We start from the raw sequence: 14,990 nt of genomic DNA on the forward strand, positions 1-14,990 counted from the left end.
AAATGTTCAATCACAAATAAATTAAATGAGGTTGATCACAATGAACACGCGCCTATATCTATTTAGTCGTTTTGAAGATTATTTAGACGATACTTACCAGGATGCTACTGTAAAGTCTTTTTGTGAATTCTCAAACATATCAAGAACAACATTCTATCGCTTTTTTCAAAATATTGATGATTTGGTTATTTCTTTTTATCAATATCAGGCAGATATTATTTTCCTTAATTCAAAAGAGATGACATATTATGAAATCATGTATTTACATGGTGAATTATTATTAAAGGATAAGTATCGTGCTATGATCTTAAATTATTACAAGCACAACCCCAATGACTTTATTAGATATGTATCTGATAATTTCTTCTCTTTTAGTGAGAAGTACTATTATAATCATCATCATGAAAAGTTAAGTGAAACACAGTTATTTGCTCTTAAAATTTATGTAAAAGGTGCCGCTTATATTATTTTAGAAATTCTATTGGATAACTTAGATTATCAATTAGATGATTTAAACACTAAATTAGATATAGTAAAACCCGATTTTTTAAATATTGATTAACTCAAAAAAAGCAGCCCCTACAGGCTGCTTTCCTCCTCTACCGATCTTCTACGCCGCGACATCCTGACTTAAGAGCCAGCCAATGGCAACTCCCCGGTTACTTAACAAGTAAGCCCAGTCACTCTGCGGGTGGTCGATCGGCTTACGCGCCATCACGGCAAAGACCTGGCCCTTGACCCAGTCAGCGATTTTTTGCCCGGTTTGCCAGTGGGTCGCCCAATCAGCGACTCGAACGGAAGCCCCAACCTCCACCGACTCAGTCTTGCCTTCACCAAGGTTACGCTGAGCCACGAGCTGGTTGACCCGGTCTTGGACCAGCTGGTAATCATAACCTGCGGACTCTAAGCGCTGTTTCCGGTCAGCCCCGTTACCCCACTGGCGGTCCAGGACTTCTTGAGCCAACTGGTCGACGGTTTTATCGGCCCCCTTCCTGACCCTTCCATACTTAGGCCGGGCATAGCCCTTGATCTGCCAATCATTCCAGGCAAAGCGGTTCCTGGCCACCCGGCGACTGGCATTACCCTCAATGGTGGTAATGGTCGACCCGGTCACGGCCTCGACAAAACCAATATGATCAGCAAATCCACCTCCATCCCAGTCAAAGCAAACAATGTCTCCGGCTTGGGGATAAACCTGGCCCAGCCAGATGCCAAGGCCGGCAAAGACATGAATATGGCGCTGAACCCCGCATTCCCGTCCAATCAAATCTGTCGCTCCCGCTTCATCCCCGACTGCCGTTACAAAAATATCACACCAGTCGTCACTATACTTGGCCACATACCCTACCGGCCGGGGCAGGACCCGGTTATAGCGGTCCACCATAGCACGATGGGACGTCGACCCCATGGTCATGCCCAGGTACTTTTGCGCCGTTTTAAGCACTTGCTGGGCGGTAACCATAGCCCCCACCTCCCTTATGGTAGTCCTCACTAGACAATTGCAAGAGCGATCCCAAGAAGATCGCCAGTAAATTCAAGGTCACGACTACTGTATCCGTTCCCACAAAACCATAGGCCTGGCCCAGTCCCTTGACTAAAACCGCCAAGGCCGGCATCAAGACCAAGGCGACCCACTTTAAGCGGTCATAGGTCTGATTACTCAAAAGCATTCTGCCATCATCTCCTTTACCCTTTCAACTAAAGTTGTCAACTGCTTATCCACTGCCTGGAAGCGAAAGGCGGTCTCCATTAAGGTCTTCTCCACCACTTGGATCCGCTCATGGAGAGCCTCTTGCCGGTCTTTTTGTTGGTTCAATTCCTCAGCCATCACGTCCAAACGAGTGATCAAGCGCTGGATAGCCGTAATCAACTGGATGATTTTACTGACCAGGGTGATAATGGCCACAAAGGCGGAGGCCAGTCCTCCCATTTCAATCAGGGTCATCCCCTTCACTCCTTCCCTTGTTTATTTCCTTTTCTTCATCTTTTCCTTAGCACTTTCTCATAAAAAAAGCCCCGCTAGGCAGGGCTTGGGAGGTCAATCCCTAACTTAGGCTTGGACTTGGTAGATGTCTTGGACCGCGCGGCGGACATAACGAGCGCCGGTCGCTTGGGCATAAGGGTCCAGGCCATCTTCATTGAAGAAAATGTCGGCACCTACAATAGCCGCTAAGGCCGCTTGGGCCACTTCGCTAGAAACATCTTCTTTGGGTTCTTTAATGGTTACTTTCTTAGTTTTTCCCTCTTCAGTCTTGAATAAGAGTTCTAAGTTTAAAGTTTCTTGCATGGTTCTTCCTCCTAACTAATCCACAAGGCCTTAGACATAGATGTGGCGGCAGATGCTTTCCACTTCGGTTACGGGGTCCTTAGCCAGACTCGCCACCGCATCCCGGACCGCAAAGACAGCTTCTAAGGCAGGTTCTTCCACCAGGTCTTTGAAGGTAGTCTTGATTTCTGTGTCCGTTTCAAAGTTGGTCACCTTAACCACTAACTTGTTGTCGATAAATTCTTGCATCTCAATCACTCCTTTTTTTGCTTTAGTAGCTAGCTACACCCTATATACGGATTGAAGGCAGCCAAGTGTTACCTGAAAAGCAAAATTTTTTTACCCCGACACAAAAAAGCCCACGCAAAGGTGAGCCAGTGAAAAAATTCATATTAGTCAAGAACTAGTCTTCCAGTAAATCCTTAAAGGGAAGCAGGCGTTGGGCCAGGCGGTCTTTCCATTGGTAGATGGTTTTTCTAGCCACACCAAAGGTCCGGGCAATATCAGCAATGGAAAAGTCCCCTTCCGCCAAGGCTAAGGTCAACTGGTAGTCACGCTCTGACAAAGTATCTTGGGCCGCCTGGAGGAAGTCGGCCGCTCCCGCCTCAAAATCCTCGGCACTCTCAGACTCCGTCAACCAGTCCTGGTGGTCGGACAGGGTCAGCTGGGGCAAGCGGCTAGTCTGTCGCAAGAGGTCCAGTAAAGACCAGCGCAAGTAACGACCCGCATAGGCGACAAAACGGTAGCGGTCCTCAGCCAAGGGATCGCCCTCAAAGCGGTCCACCACATCCAGGAGCTTAAGCCGCAATTCCTGGGCGTAGTCCTGGTAGTCGCCATGACACTTTCTAATATTTAGGTCGGCCAAAGTTCGGTGGATCAGGGCTTCAAATTCACGTAATAAGCGGTCGGCGTATAATTTATCAAGTCTCATGCTGTCTTCCTTTCTTCCTTAATTGAAACAAGTCCTGGGGCAAAATCAACCATGACTCAAGCCAATTCCCTAGTCTTTGACACTTTCATAGAGGGCCATGACAAGGACGGCCAAAGTGGCGCAGAGGAGTAAGGGAATAACCATACCAAAGGACACTAAAAAGCCCCGTAATTGAAAAAGTAAAATCGCTAAAATTGCCACAATAAAATCCTTAAGCCATTGACGCATAATCCATCTCCTCCTGGTCTAATAGTCCTGCTACTCGTTCAATCAAACATTGGCCCAGGTCATAACCCAAGTCTTCTCCAATTCCCCACAAGTGGGCCACCAAGTCAGAAATAGCCGGCCCCAAGTCGCGGTCAACACTAACATCCAGCGCCAAACTGGTAAAGGCTTGGGCTAGCGAAGGCAGCTGATCCCAAGAATCCGGCCGCAAATTGGCACAGCGGGCATAGGAATCTGCCATCATGACACAAGCCATATAGGCATCCGCTAAAGCCAACTTGACTTGACAAGGCTCTTGGTTTTGGACCCGGTTTAAAAGCGCAAACTTGGTCAAAACCAAGACACAATGGTCATAAGCATCCAACAAATCAAAGCCATAGAGGCGGTTGTAATGTTCAACTAAATGCAGGGTGTTTGTTAACTTCATTTTTGCTCCTTTTCTTTTAATCCTTTTCAACAGCCGACTTATTTATAGGAATGTGTAATCCAGGCTGACTTCAACTAGCCACTTACATCCCTCTGCCAGTCCAAAATTCTGACAAGCCTGGTCTTCTCCCCTTTATTTGGCCTGGCTCTTAAACCAAGCGGGCTCTAGCTCCTGGTAGCCGCTCTTTTTGAAAGATTTAGCTTTGAACTTTTTCTCCTCCTCACCATTCGCCGCTAGGTCACTCAGCCGGTAAATATGGTCCTTGTCCCAGCGCTCTAAAATCTTGAAGTAATAAGACAAGGGGTGCTTGGCGTCCTTGGCCCGGTAGAGGGCTTCTTCTAAGAGCTTGCCTTCAAAGAGCAGACAATAAGCCTTTAACTTGTCCTGGTCGTCTTCAGGCATGGCTTCATTGAAGAGGATCTGATAGCGATTGGTGATCCGCTCCAGCACCTGACCTTCATAGTCGTCTTGGTAGGCTGGGGTTTGGAGTTTTTCCGGCAATGACGACTCGGTGGCCGACTTTTCATTGTGGATTTCATCCCCACTCTCTTTATCACTCTCGGTCGCTTTGTCATTCTCATCGCCTTGGGTCACATAGCGGCGTTTTTTGATCTCCTTGACGAAAAGTTGCATGATGGCCTGGTCAACCCGACGACTGGACTTCAACCAAAAGTCGCGCATAGCTTCAAAGGTGGCCTCAATAAGCTGGCTATCTTGGACCAGGGACAACTCCTTCTCCAGTAAATCCATCACCGGCCCCCACCCACAAAGATGGAATAAGACAGGGAGTGTAAGAGAGTCACTTCCTGGTGGCGGTTAGAATAGATAATCTTCTTAAAATCTCGGCTAAAACGCTCTAATAAAAGCTCCACCTGGTCCATGGAAAAGCCCGTCTCAAAGGCAATCAGCCGCTTGGGCAAACTATAGATCCCCACCTGGCTACACTTGGGATTGGTCATCAAATACAAGGCAAAATAACGGTCTTCCTGGCTATAATGGTCCAAAGCTTCCAGCGACCGCCAAAAGCTGGTTGGAACCACACGTCTTACTGTCATTATGACCTCCTTGGTTGTTATTTTTGCTTATAGTGTTTGAAAAAACTCTTAAAAATCTTCAATCAATCTCACCAGACCAAAATACTGACTTATTTTCTAGGCGACTTTAAAAGTCGGCCCCTCACTATGCAAGAAATGACACTTTCTGTCGGCTTGTGTCACCATAAAAAAATCTCGATAAAAGGCCCTCCTTCCTCCCTATAAATCCCAGCATTGCGGCATTGAAAGAAGCTGTCTGCCCCTTTCCATTTTTAAAGATATTATATACAATGTAAAAAAGCAAGGCTTTTTATAATATTTTGCATAAATTCTATTCCTATGATATATTCATATTTCGATATTATTTTCAGATTCTACTCTGAGTAGACTTTTTTCTAAGTTTTCTACTTAAAGTAGTATACAAAATGTAATATAAGAGCAATCTGTGATGGTTGAGATTTTAGAATTTAATATAACAAATGTAAATAAACGGTTCACATTTGTGAATGACTTATCTACGTTTGTTAAGATTTCTACCCTTTTTCTATTACAATTGTGGGCATTTACTCTCGTTTTTCGGTATAATATATGAAAGTTAAAAAAACGTTCCCAAAAAGCAACATTTCCATGATGGTGGAAAAGCTATCGATGGATTTCATAAAAAATGAGAAAATTGCCATTATCTCATGGCCAAAGGAGGAAAGACCATGCCTACACTTGCCAACCGGCTCAAATCAGCCCGTGAAGCGGCCGGACTGACCATTGAGGCAGTCAGTGAAAAAATCGGTAAATCCGTATCAACCGTCTGGCGCTACGAACAAGGAAAATCCGAAGTCAACCAGGAAAGCTTGACCAAGTTAGCCGAACTTTATGGGGTGTCCGAGCTCTACTTACGCGGCTTTTCCGATATGAAGAGCGCCGATGTTATTGAAGTACCAGTCTATAAGAAATACAAAAAAGGCAAGCTCAAAGCCGCTAAGAAAAAGCACTTCTTCGAACTTGCCTCCATGGGCCTCCCTAATGAGGAAATCTTTGCGGTCAGAATTAATGACCCATCCATCCAATCCCTGCTCAGTAAAAAGGACTATGCCCTAGTCGACCCCCTAGCTGAAGTCAAGGCAGGCGATATCTTGTGCCTGGCCGATAAGGACTCCGGACACTTGAAATTAGCCAAATACCAAGTTTACCAGGACCTGCCACTCTATCTGCCCCTGGGGGATAAAACTGAAGTCAGAGACAGTGACGACTTTGAAGTCTTAGGAAGAGTCTTTGCGCATTTGGGGAGAGTATAAGAAAAACACCGTTCCAGCTGGAATAAAAGCCGGTGGAACGGTGTTTTTGTGTGGTTTCTAAGTGTGTGGGCGGCTGATTATGATATCTGTATCATACAGTTCTCATTTAATACCCTATAAGCTAAGGTTTTTGGGAAAATCCGCCTATTTCTTATCCCAATGAAATATTCTTGAGATGAATTTATCAAGAGCCAGAAATCCAGCTGCAAAAAAGAAACAGACGACAGAAACGACCACTAGAGCCAGTAAGGTGCCAACCGTCGCAAAGAAAGCATTCGCTAACTGACGATAAAGGGGTCGGGGATTCCTTAGGGTTTGGGACTCGGCTTGTTTGAGGTCCGCCTGCATGAGCTGACTATTGATCTTACTTTGGTTGGCCGGATCCTGGGCCGCTTCCTCATAAGTCTGAGTCAGAGATTCGGGAACTTCTAACTGGTGGGCCTGGTAGATTTGACGAGCTAGAGCATTAAAAGTATCAAAGGCCGCCTGGTCATAGTTATTTTGATTATGGTAAATATCATTATCATAGTGCTCGACCACTTCCTCAATCTCTTGCTTAGTCAGCTCGTCCTTTAAGCCCCCGCCAATTTCTAAATGCATGTAAGGATTGTCCACGCTCGTTTCTCTTGGATAAGAGGCGTCCGTTCTAAAGAGGAGAAGGGCCCATTCATTTTGAGGCTCATCCGTCATCCCCCACTGACTGGCCAGTGTTTGGCTATACTTTGACCGATTGAGTTTTTCAGTCGTTGGGAGAACGGCCACCGCTAGCTTGGCCTGGGTGAATTGGTCCAACTTGTAGCCCTCGGTCATAATGTGCTGGGTGGTGAAGTCATTCAAGCGCTGACTGTAGTCCGACACGTAATATTCTTGGCTGGCGGCTGGATAATCCGGTTGTTGATAGGTCCGATATAGGAAATAGTACATGGCGGTAAGCGCAAGCAAAACAACCAAAAGGGAAATATTCCCCGAGCAACCCCTTCGTTTAGAATTTTTCTTCTCATCTTCTATTTTTCTGTCCTCGCCTAGTGCTTTTTGTTTTATTATAACCGATTTTGGCTTTATTCGCCTTTTCTTTGTTTACCTATTAGAAAAGTTTTAGCTAAGGAATGGGACTAGGAAGGACTTTATTAATTGATCACTGTACTTGAAAGATTTAATACTATATTTTACTTATACTAATGATTGTTGAACCATCTTACTCCCCCAATAAAAAATCGATAAGATTTTTATGGATAACGCCATCCTGGGAAAAATCGAAGGAATCAAGAGATAAGACGTACTTAGGGAAGTTATCCTTTATCTGGCTATAGACAGAAAATTCGCGATCTCGCGTTTCTTTACTTTCCATTAAGTAGGAAACTTGGTAATAGCTGATTTGTCCCTGCTTACTTGCAATGAAGTCAATTTCCTTATCACGAACCCGCCCAATCTGAACCTGATATCCACGTGACAGGAGTTCAATATAAACGATATTTTCCAAGACACGTTCGATGGCTTTTTCATTAGAGAATCCCACAGCTTGTCTAAAACCATGGTCGGTCAGATAATATTTTTCATCTACTGTTAAAATTTTCTTGCCAATGGTATCATATCGCTCGACTTTTTTGAGGAGATAGGCTCGCTGACAGAAGGTTAGGTAATTCAAAACCGTATCCACCGATACTTTACGGCCTTGACTAGCGAAGTATTTTCTGAGGCTATTGGCCGAAAAGGTCTGCCCGATATTTTCTAAACAAAAGCGTAAAATGCGATTGAATAAATCAACGTCACGGATCGCCTGGTATTCAAGAATATCTTTAACGACCACGGTATTATAGATATCGTTCAGATATTTGTAGCTGGCTTCTTTTTCACCTTGGAAGTAACGTAGGGAAGGCATTCCTCCTAGAGAAATAAATTGTTGAAATAATTCTTCCTTATCGAGATTAAGATCTCGGTATAAATGGATAAATTCAGAAAAAGTAAAGGGTTGAATTTCAAAACTGACATAGCGCCCCGCCAGAAGAGTCGATAAGTCACTAGAGAGCAAACTTGAATTAGAACCTGTAAGGTAAATATCACACTCATAATCAACACGTAAAGCATTGATTACTCGCTCCCAACTATCAACCAACTGAACTTCATCAATAAAGAAATAAAGCTTACCTGTTAAATCCTTGACCTGCTTTTGAATATAGCTATAGAAATCAACCCCGTCTTTAATTTGTAGGTATTGACCAGATTCTAGGTTAATAGAAATCATATTTTGAGGATTCACTTGGGGCAATAATTCTTCTTGGATCATCTGCAATAGGGTGGACTTTCCCACTCGTCTCATTCCTGTCAATACCTTAACAACAGGCTGATCAACGAAGGGGGCTATTTTACCAAGATATTTATCACGCTTGACATAATTCATGGAACCCTCTCCTTTCGATTATAATCGATAAAAGTAAAAAAATTAAATTTACTTCAATTATACACGAAATACGCAATCCTTCAAAATCTATTTCGACTATAAGTTAATAAGTGTTATTTATCAAAATTTATTTCGACCAAAGAAGAAAGACTGAAGTCGCCATCTGCTTTTCATCTTTTTGCTGATCTCGTGATTTGAATAAACAATTAAATAATCCGATAAGATCGTCCCCTAAAAATGTGCATAAGAAAAGCACCTACAAGATGTAGATGCTTAAAGGTCGCTATGCACTTGGAACAGCCACTAATTCAGAATCATCATTCACCAAGATACAAACTGGAATACCAAACCCTTCTCCAGCTTTAATGACAGAAAGAATATTTTCAGCGAGCATCTCGACAAAGAACTTAATCCACACTTCATCAGGATGCTCTGCATTTTCAGCTTGCTCAGTAAACCAAATTTTTGAAACAGGTTCAAAGGTGTCTTTATCAATCGCCATCCCTATCAGAATATCGTAAAAATCAAAGCTACAATCAAAGACATAGATCTCTTCTTCCGTATGATTCTTTAGCACTTCGGATCTTAAATTGTTAGGTATTTCACCCAAATCAATCATGACACGTCCAAGAATCGGACCATTTTCTTTTTCAAAATTCTCGATGATACCATTTTCTTCCAATTGATCTTCTAGCTTTCTAAAGTTATCAGCGCCTTTTAACATACAGGGCTCCTTTCCGTGCGTCGCTTATGTCATTTGCCGCTATTTTATTTCCGTCAAACTCGCAATGAGTTTCTCCTCTAATTCTTTTTGTTGAGAAGCGGTCAGTTGGTTGGAAACTCTGACAATTACGGTCCCCACCACACGATGAGATCCAGGTGAAATAGGACTGCCGTCAAAGGCACCCAGATAAGTGTTTCGCTTTTCTGCGTCTTCTGCAGTTTGATACACTTCTATACTGCCACCAGCCTCTGTTCCCTTGTCAATCAAACTATTTCCGAAGACTTCCTCTTGATTGACCAAATTGTAGGAGAAATAGACTTGTGCGGTATAACCGCCTTGCTTTCCAAGCTGTTTATTAGGATCATTATCTTCCGTAACGGCAGAAATACCTGTCACGCCTTCAACAGACTGTATCCGTTCGATCACAAATTTTTCTTCTGGAGCGGTTACTTGTTTGAGTTGCTTCACGCTATCCTCATAAGCTTTCTTGGTGTCTGCGATTTCTTGAGTGACACTTGTGTAGTCTGCCTTGTTGAGTTTTTCTGTTTCACTTTTTAGTTCTTCTAGTTTCTTGGGCTGTTCAGGAACCTCTACTTTAGCTGATTTTGCCTGAGATACCGCTGTTTCAAGCTTGCCAATCGCCTGTTCATCGAGTGCTTTCTCATTCTTTTTCACTAAATCTTCCGCATCAGCGATTTGTTTATCGAGGTCCGTATTCATTTTTTCTACTTTACCCGACACCTCTTTGAAACTATCAATTGCTGCCCTTTCTTCTTTTGACGTACACCCCGATAACAAGGCCACAAAAACTAGAACAACCGCTATAAAAGACTTCCAATTTCTCGACATCTCCCTCATACCTCCTATGAATTATATTTGTAAGCTCTTACATATAGTTTATAGTTTTCTCTCATAGAAGGAAAGAGGGAAATAGGATTTATTATTCTTATGTAACGCAAGCTCTCATCATGGCTTCCGCTAGACCAAGCCTTAGTCTTACGAGGTGGGGCATTTATTATAGAAGGTTGTCTCATTGATAGGCTAACGATAAAATTACAATAAAAAGAATAGGAGGTTTTCTTATGAATATTCATTCTGTTTCAGATTTGATAAACCAATTTCCTGAAGTTGAAGAGGAAGTCCTAAATCTGGCCGCCCTGTCTTTTTAACTAAAAATGGCTATAGCACCATGGTACTGATGAGTAATGACCAACACGAATTCATGACTCAAGATATTGAAATCAGGCTCGATGAAGCGGATCATCTGACAGCGTCCACAGATACAAGATATAGTCTCGATGAAGTGGTTGAACGCATCAAGGAAGGTATTAACCAGCATGCCTAAGTATCACATTCGTATTCTTCCAAGCTTTGAAGAAGGTTTAAATCAATTGTCGCTTAAATTGTTTTAACATTATCCAAGTCAGCTGCAGCTATGAATCTTGTAGAAAACACTTGCAGCAATTGAAAACGCTCAAACGAGAATGTCCTTACTAGTCTCTAACTATTCTATCTTCTATGTTGTGATTGACTCCGTGATAAAAATCCGTCGCATGCTCTACAGCAAGCGACAGCTTGATTATCACCTGTAAAGAAAGGTTCTATAATAAAAGGGCAAGCCACTTTACTATAAATGGCCTGCCCTTCTTGAATTACTTTTTATATTTTTTAATTTATTTAAGACTGCATATCTATCTTCCCGCAATAGGTAATAGTAATCCCTTATTGTTCAACGTCCACTTCGATGGTTGCGACTGGAGAAGGATTTGTTGAATTCATCGGAACATAATCAATTTGAATTTTTTGTGGTTTATGTTCTTGATCTGCATACATAAAATAGACTTGTGAATCTGCTGATCTGCCAGGAGCTATTTCGTCATAACCTGTTTGTTTACTAATGCGCTCCAAGGCATGCCCTTCTTCATCATAAACTTGGAGATCATGGGTATTTACTACAAAATTCTTCGGTAAATCATAATTTTTATAACTAAAATTAATCACAACAATTCTACTCGAATCGAAATAATCACTATTATGCATATAATTAGGCAAACTATCAGGATTAGCACTAGCGGACTTTATCGTTAATGATGCCTTATTTCCATCAGCAGTTTCTAAAATAACTTCTTCATTAGCCTTACTAATCGGTTTCTTATTTGCTTCGGAATCTGTAGGATGTTCCCCTTGTGAGTCTTGTGACGCAGCCTGAGAAGAACTCTCTGCCGGATGATTATTGGAATGATCTACAGGTACAATTGCAAGTAATAATAGACCAGCTAATACGATTATAGTCCATACATACCACTTCTTATACCAAGGTTTCACCTGCACACTTTCATATAATTTTCCATCTTCACCAATAAACTGGTTCTTTTTCAAATTTTTATTCTTATCGCTCATTATAGTCTTCCTTTCCATCTAAACTCTACGTTCTAACCCCCCAAAAGTCGCTACACATCATAAGGCATAATTTTCTCTTTAATCAGGTCTTTATAGCCATGACGTATTTTTTTACGATACTGTAATTTGGACTTAGGATTCTGAGTGTTTTCCTTATAAGCTTCAAAATCAGCTGTATTAATCATTTCACTTTCGCCAATTTGTGGGCCTTCACGGTCTTCATCATAGTTAGCGGCGACGTATTTCAATAACTCTTCATTTAGAAATTCTGCCTTGGCATAGTCTTCTAATACGCGTTCCTTGTAACCATTAATCTCATTGGCTAATATTTCATCCGTGGACTGATTTTTATATTTTTCCGGACTTGAGATAATGGCTTGGAAAATATCACGAATTTTTTCACTCAATTCAGGTTTACGGCGGCCAAATTCATCAATGGTCTTTTCAGCTTCCTGTTTGAATTTCTCTTTGTCTTGTTCTTCCGTTGATTCACGGTAACGGTCAATCAGAAGGACGAGGTAATCATAATCAATCTGCTCTGTCCGAACCGATTCAATCTCATATTCGATATCAATTGGATAATCTTCCTCAAGCTCATCCTCATCATTCATTTCTTCCTTAATCCGTTCGATGAGATTCTTATAAGCACCGGTATAGTCTTCAAATTCTTTACGATCAAAACCGTATTGAGCCACAAATTCCGCTTCACTAAAATCACTATAGACCTCAATGGTCCGGTAAATACTATCAAAACGTTGAAAGGCCTTGGCTACCCGCTTCATTTCAGCTAAGTCCGTGTAATTGTTGAAACTCTCCACACTTGGCACCAGAGTTCTTAATTCTTTAACCGCTTCATCCAGCTCTTGCTTAGATTCTTCATAGCTTGGCGCTTGAATCTGATCTTCTCCACCATTGGAATAGAGTAAGAGAGCCTCCTTAACGGCTTCTTCAAAGATCGCTGGGGTTTGAAAGGTAACAATTTGCCCATATTTCTTATGGTCATCGAAGAGACGATTAGTCCGCGAGAAAGCTTGGATCAAGTGGTGAGGTTTCATGGGTGGTCGATCCATAAATAAGGTCGATAGACAAGGAGCATCAAAGCCTGTGAGTAAGCGATCGACAACAATCACCAAGTCGACTTGTTCGGAACGCACCTTATAAGTATCTGACTTACGCGCCAAACGCTGGTTTAAGTTCTGGTTATAAGCATTCAAAGTTTCAAGCGAAAAGTTCATACCAAATTCTTGGTTATAATCTGCTAAAATCTCTTTCATCGCTTCTTTACGGTCTTGAGAATCGTGTTCATTGTCAGAAATCGAGAAGGTAATCGCGACCTTAGGAAAATCCAAGACAGCGCGTTTAGTCGTCTCACTAATGGATACGCGCGGATGCTGACCTGTTTTAACTTCTTTAAAGAGTTTGTAGTAGGCAATGGCTTTATCAATTGATGTGGTCGTTAAAATGGCATCATAGGTCTTCCCTACTCCATTATTGAAGCCAAATTTATTTTGTGACTTATTAATAATGGAATCAACGACCTCTTCCATATGATCAGGATGGTCAAAGATGGCTGAATCTAGTTGGACTTCCTTTTCCTTCTTATCAATCGCTGAAAGGTTCGTCTTAGGAAACTGATCAGCTACCAGTTGATCGAGTTGAAAATCACTAAAAGTTTGCTTGTATTCAATTTGAAAGCCTAAGACCGCCTGATCATGCATGGCCTCTTGAACGGTATACTTATGTAGACATTCCCCATACTGTTCTTCCGTCGTCCGAGCTAAGTCACCAAAGGCATCCCGAGCATTTTCAGCAAAGAGAGGTGTTCCCGTAAAACCATACCAAAGCGAATATTTGAAAAACTTTTCGAGTTCAAATTGCTTCTGCGGTGTCACCGCGCGATGACATTCATCAACAACGACGGCAAGTCTTAAATCTCTGAGTTTATTTAAACGTTTATTATCAGGATTTTGCTGGTAACGTTTCATGACATGGTTTAATTTCTGGATTGTGGTAATCACTAAGGACCGATCCTTAGACGTTAACCGTTTGATCAAGTCATTGACATTAGCGGTTTCATCCACAGCGACAAAATCCGCCTCAGCATATGAAGTGAAAGCATTGGTGGTTTGTTGGTCAAGGTCTCTGCGGTCAACAATAAAGATGGTCTTATCAATGGAAGCAATTTTAAGAAGGTTACGCGCAACCTTATAGGAGGTTAACGTCTTCCCTGACCCTGTCGTATGCCAAACATAGCCTCCCTTTTGTTGGTAACTCGCTTGGCGAATCGCCTTAATGGCATGAATTTGATAAGGGCGTAAAAGGATTACCGACTTACTGGACTTATCCAAGACTGAGTAATTAGCAATCATTTCATGGGCTTCTGGAATTGAGAGCGCAGAAGTCGTAAAATCTTCTAAGTTAGTTACGGGTTGGTTCTCTTGGTCCACCCAGCCCGTTAAGAATTTAGCATTCAACCTACTATTAGCGGCAATGTATTTGGTATCAACACCATTCGAGACCACAAACATTTGTAGCATGGAGAAAATCCCATGGTATTTTCCAGTTTTGATATAGCGGTCAATTTGGTTAAAGGCTTTCTTATAGCCTTCCGAACGATTCTTCAATTCAATTTGAATCAGAGGGATACCATTAATCATCAAAGTCACATCAAAACGTCCGTCTTGGTCAAGAAAATCACGTTTTTCACTGCGAAATTGATTAATCACTTCATAATGAGAGCTGCCTCCTGCAATTTCATTTCCGTTAATCACCATTAACTGGCAAGCGCCAAGCGAGGCATCCTCGCGATGAAGCTCTACTTGGGCCACCCCATTCTCACCGCTTAACCATTCTCCCGCGACATAGAATGACGGAAAGTCCAATTGCGATTTAATCGAAAGCTTCTCCTGACTAGTTAGGGGAACGCCATCTAATTTGGCCGTATTATTAGCCTCTAGCTGTTGGAAGAAGTTCTCCCATAAATCGTCCGCTGTTTTCAAGTCAGAACGATAAGTCCACTGCGATTCCCTTTTCGTTAACAGTTCTATTAAGCGTTCTTCCATTTGCTGCTCTTGAGTAAAAATTTTTGGCATATGATCACTTATCCTATTGCTTTTCTTCACCTAAAACATAGCTTTTAATTGTCTTTATCATTTTATAATACTTCCAGTATAGCAAAGAAAATAAAGGCTTTCAGTGAATTTTTTTACAAGAGAACGGTGTGTGTGTATAAAAGATGGGGCTGGGGATAGAAATATTGCTAAGTAAGCAAAATGGAATTTTGAAAATAGAGA

19 protein-coding genes are annotated in these 14,990 nt (G+C 42.0%); 3 read left to right on the top strand and 16 right to left on the bottom strand.

Features of this window, described 5'->3' with window-relative positions; all coding sequences use genetic code 11:
* Positions 1 to 40 precede the first annotated feature (40 nt).
* Positions 41 to 562, top strand: a complete 522-nt coding sequence (locus DBT49_RS09070) for a TetR/AcrR family transcriptional regulator (protein WP_013669113.1) — start codon at positions 41 to 43, stop codon at positions 560 to 562.
* 48 nt (positions 563 to 610) lie between these two features.
* On the opposite strand, the gene DBT49_RS09075 is transcribed toward DBT49_RS09070, so the two are convergent.
* The 10 genes from DBT49_RS09075 to DBT49_RS09120 form a co-directional block, all read right to left on the bottom strand.
* A complete protein-coding gene (locus DBT49_RS09075) occupies positions 611 to 1,462 on the bottom strand; it encodes a CHAP domain-containing protein (protein WP_013669968.1) in 852 nt (283 codons plus the stop codon).
* Positions 1,437 to 1,670 carry a phage holin gene (locus DBT49_RS09080; protein WP_013668939.1) on the bottom strand — a complete coding sequence of 78 codons (234 nt, stop codon included), beginning with the start codon at positions 1,668 to 1,670 and terminating at the stop codon, positions 1,437 to 1,439. Before DBT49_RS09080 ends, DBT49_RS09075 begins: the two co-directional genes overlap by 26 nt.
* Positions 1,661 to 1,945, bottom strand: coding sequence for a hypothetical protein (locus DBT49_RS09085; RefSeq protein ID WP_013669886.1), 285 nt, complete (start codon positions 1,943 to 1,945; stop codon positions 1,661 to 1,663). Before DBT49_RS09085 ends, DBT49_RS09080 begins: the two co-directional genes overlap by 10 nt.
* 105 nt (positions 1,946 to 2,050) lie before the next feature.
* Positions 2,051 to 2,287, bottom strand: a complete 237-nt coding sequence (locus DBT49_RS09090) for a DUF2922 domain-containing protein (protein ID WP_013668734.1) — start codon at positions 2,285 to 2,287, stop codon at positions 2,051 to 2,053.
* 30 nt (positions 2,288 to 2,317) lie between these two features.
* Positions 2,318 to 2,515, bottom strand: a complete 198-nt coding sequence (locus DBT49_RS09095) for a DUF1659 domain-containing protein (protein WP_013668536.1) — start codon at positions 2,513 to 2,515, stop codon at positions 2,318 to 2,320.
* A 154-nt stretch (positions 2,516 to 2,669) separates the two neighbouring features.
* Entirely contained in the window at positions 2,670 to 3,197 is a 528-nt protein-coding gene (locus DBT49_RS09100) for a sigma-70 family RNA polymerase sigma factor (protein WP_013670116.1), read from the bottom strand.
* A 69-nt stretch (positions 3,198 to 3,266) separates the two neighbouring features.
* The gene (locus tag DBT49_RS09105) at positions 3,267 to 3,425 is read right to left on the bottom strand and encodes a hypothetical protein (RefSeq protein WP_168163185.1); all 159 of its coding nucleotides are present in this window, start codon (positions 3,423 to 3,425) and stop codon (positions 3,267 to 3,269) included.
* Positions 3,409 to 3,849: a hypothetical protein gene (locus DBT49_RS09110; protein ID WP_013668914.1), complete on the bottom strand. Its 441-nt coding sequence runs from the start codon at positions 3,847 to 3,849 to the stop codon at positions 3,409 to 3,411. The genes DBT49_RS09105 and DBT49_RS09110 overlap by 17 nt, the downstream gene beginning before the upstream one ends.
* A 132-nt stretch (positions 3,850 to 3,981) precedes the next feature.
* The gene (locus DBT49_RS09115; protein ID WP_013668504.1) at positions 3,982 to 4,599 is read right to left on the bottom strand and encodes a hypothetical protein; all 618 of its coding nucleotides are present in this window, start codon (positions 4,597 to 4,599) and stop codon (positions 3,982 to 3,984) included.
* On the bottom strand, positions 4,599 to 4,904 hold the full coding sequence (locus tag DBT49_RS09120) for a hypothetical protein (RefSeq protein WP_041705781.1): 306 nt from the start codon (positions 4,902 to 4,904) through the stop codon (positions 4,599 to 4,601). Before DBT49_RS09120 ends, DBT49_RS09115 begins: the two co-directional genes overlap by 1 nt.
* Positions 4,905 to 5,590: 686 nt before the next feature.
* Between DBT49_RS09120 and DBT49_RS09125 the strand changes: the two genes are divergently transcribed.
* A complete protein-coding gene (locus DBT49_RS09125; protein ID WP_013669643.1) occupies positions 5,591 to 6,175 on the top strand; it encodes a helix-turn-helix domain-containing protein in 585 nt (194 codons plus the stop codon).
* 144 nt (positions 6,176 to 6,319) lie between these two features.
* Here DBT49_RS09125 and DBT49_RS09130 read toward each other — a convergent pair whose 3' ends face one another.
* The 4 genes from DBT49_RS09130 to DBT49_RS09145 all read right to left on the bottom strand — a co-directional run bounded on the left by DBT49_RS09130 (position 6,320) and on the right by DBT49_RS09145 (position 10,146).
* The gene (locus DBT49_RS09130; RefSeq protein WP_111872454.1) at positions 6,320 to 7,126 is read right to left on the bottom strand and encodes a TPM domain-containing protein; all 807 of its coding nucleotides are present in this window, start codon (positions 7,124 to 7,126) and stop codon (positions 6,320 to 6,322) included.
* A 244-nt stretch (positions 7,127 to 7,370) separates the two neighbouring features.
* A complete protein-coding gene (locus tag DBT49_RS09135) occupies positions 7,371 to 8,573 on the bottom strand; it encodes an ATP-binding protein (protein WP_013669456.1) in 1,203 nt (400 codons plus the stop codon).
* Positions 8,574 to 8,856: 283 nt separating this feature from the next.
* Entirely contained in the window at positions 8,857 to 9,297 is a 441-nt protein-coding gene (locus DBT49_RS09140) for a hypothetical protein (RefSeq protein ID WP_013670138.1), read from the bottom strand.
* A 39-nt stretch (positions 9,298 to 9,336) separates the two neighbouring features.
* Positions 9,337 to 10,146 carry a hypothetical protein gene (locus tag DBT49_RS09145; protein ID WP_013668943.1) on the bottom strand — a complete coding sequence of 270 codons (810 nt, stop codon included), beginning with the start codon at positions 10,144 to 10,146 and terminating at the stop codon, positions 9,337 to 9,339.
* A 340-nt stretch (positions 10,147 to 10,486) separates the two neighbouring features.
* On the opposite strand from DBT49_RS09145, the gene DBT49_RS09150 reads away from it, so the two are divergent.
* Positions 10,487 to 10,642 carry a hypothetical protein gene (locus tag DBT49_RS09150; protein WP_224786532.1) on the top strand — a complete coding sequence of 52 codons (156 nt, stop codon included), beginning with the start codon at positions 10,487 to 10,489 and terminating at the stop codon, positions 10,640 to 10,642.
* 377 nt (positions 10,643 to 11,019) lie between these two features.
* Here DBT49_RS09150 and DBT49_RS09155 read toward each other — a convergent pair whose 3' ends face one another.
* Positions 11,020 to 11,697, bottom strand: a complete 678-nt coding sequence (locus DBT49_RS09155) for a hypothetical protein (RefSeq protein WP_013668700.1) — start codon at positions 11,695 to 11,697, stop codon at positions 11,020 to 11,022.
* A 50-nt stretch (positions 11,698 to 11,747) separates the two neighbouring features.
* A complete protein-coding gene (locus DBT49_RS09160) occupies positions 11,748 to 14,789 on the bottom strand; it encodes a type I restriction endonuclease subunit R (RefSeq protein ID WP_013669659.1) in 3,042 nt (1,013 codons plus the stop codon).
* Positions 14,790 to 14,990: the final 201 nt, after the last annotated feature.

The sequence above is a fragment of the Aerococcus mictus genome (assembly GCF_003286595.3).
Taxonomy (GTDB): domain Bacteria; phylum Bacillota; class Bacilli; order Lactobacillales; family Aerococcaceae; genus Aerococcus; species Aerococcus mictus.

Bases quoted from the DNA above. Each gene is read 5' to 3' on its own strand.
- DBT49_RS09070 (WP_013669113.1), top strand. From the start codon at position 41: ATGAACACGCGCCTATATCTATTTAGTCGTTTTGAAGATTATTTAGAC.
- DBT49_RS09075 (WP_013669968.1), bottom strand. From the start codon at position 1,462: ATGGTTACCGCCCAGCAAGTGCTTAAAACGGCGCAAAAGTACCTGGGC.
- DBT49_RS09080 (WP_013668939.1), bottom strand. From the start codon at position 1,670: ATGCTTTTGAGTAATCAGACCTATGACCGCTTAAAGTGGGTCGCCTTG.
- DBT49_RS09085 (WP_013669886.1), bottom strand. From the start codon at position 1,945: ATGACCCTGATTGAAATGGGAGGACTGGCCTCCGCCTTTGTGGCCATT.
- DBT49_RS09090 (WP_013668734.1), bottom strand. From the start codon at position 2,287: ATGCAAGAAACTTTAAACTTAGAACTCTTATTCAAGACTGAAGAGGGA.
- DBT49_RS09095 (WP_013668536.1), bottom strand. From the start codon at position 2,515: ATGCAAGAATTTATCGACAACAAGTTAGTGGTTAAGGTGACCAACTTT.
- DBT49_RS09100 (WP_013670116.1), bottom strand. From the start codon at position 3,197: ATGAGACTTGATAAATTATACGCCGACCGCTTATTACGTGAATTTGAA.
- DBT49_RS09105 (WP_168163185.1), bottom strand. From the start codon at position 3,425: ATGCGTCAATGGCTTAAGGATTTTATTGTGGCAATTTTAGCGATTTTA.
- DBT49_RS09110 (WP_013668914.1), bottom strand. From the start codon at position 3,849: ATGAAGTTAACAAACACCCTGCATTTAGTTGAACATTACAACCGCCTC.
- DBT49_RS09115 (WP_013668504.1), bottom strand. From the start codon at position 4,599: ATGGATTTACTGGAGAAGGAGTTGTCCCTGGTCCAAGATAGCCAGCTT.
- DBT49_RS09120 (WP_041705781.1), bottom strand. From the start codon at position 4,904: ATGACAGTAAGACGTGTGGTTCCAACCAGCTTTTGGCGGTCGCTGGAA.
- DBT49_RS09125 (WP_013669643.1), top strand. From the start codon at position 5,591: ATGCCTACACTTGCCAACCGGCTCAAATCAGCCCGTGAAGCGGCCGGA.
- DBT49_RS09135 (WP_013669456.1), bottom strand. From the start codon at position 8,573: ATGAATTATGTCAAGCGTGATAAATATCTTGGTAAAATAGCCCCCTTC.
- DBT49_RS09140 (WP_013670138.1), bottom strand. From the start codon at position 9,297: ATGTTAAAAGGCGCTGATAACTTTAGAAAGCTAGAAGATCAATTGGAA.
- DBT49_RS09145 (WP_013668943.1), bottom strand. From the start codon at position 10,146: ATGTCGAGAAATTGGAAGTCTTTTATAGCGGTTGTTCTAGTTTTTGTG.
- DBT49_RS09150 (WP_224786532.1), top strand. From the start codon at position 10,487: ATGGTACTGATGAGTAATGACCAACACGAATTCATGACTCAAGATATT.
- DBT49_RS09155 (WP_013668700.1), bottom strand. From the start codon at position 11,697: ATGAGCGATAAGAATAAAAATTTGAAAAAGAACCAGTTTATTGGTGAA.
- DBT49_RS09160 (WP_013669659.1), bottom strand. From the start codon at position 14,789: ATGCCAAAAATTTTTACTCAAGAGCAGCAAATGGAAGAACGCTTAATA.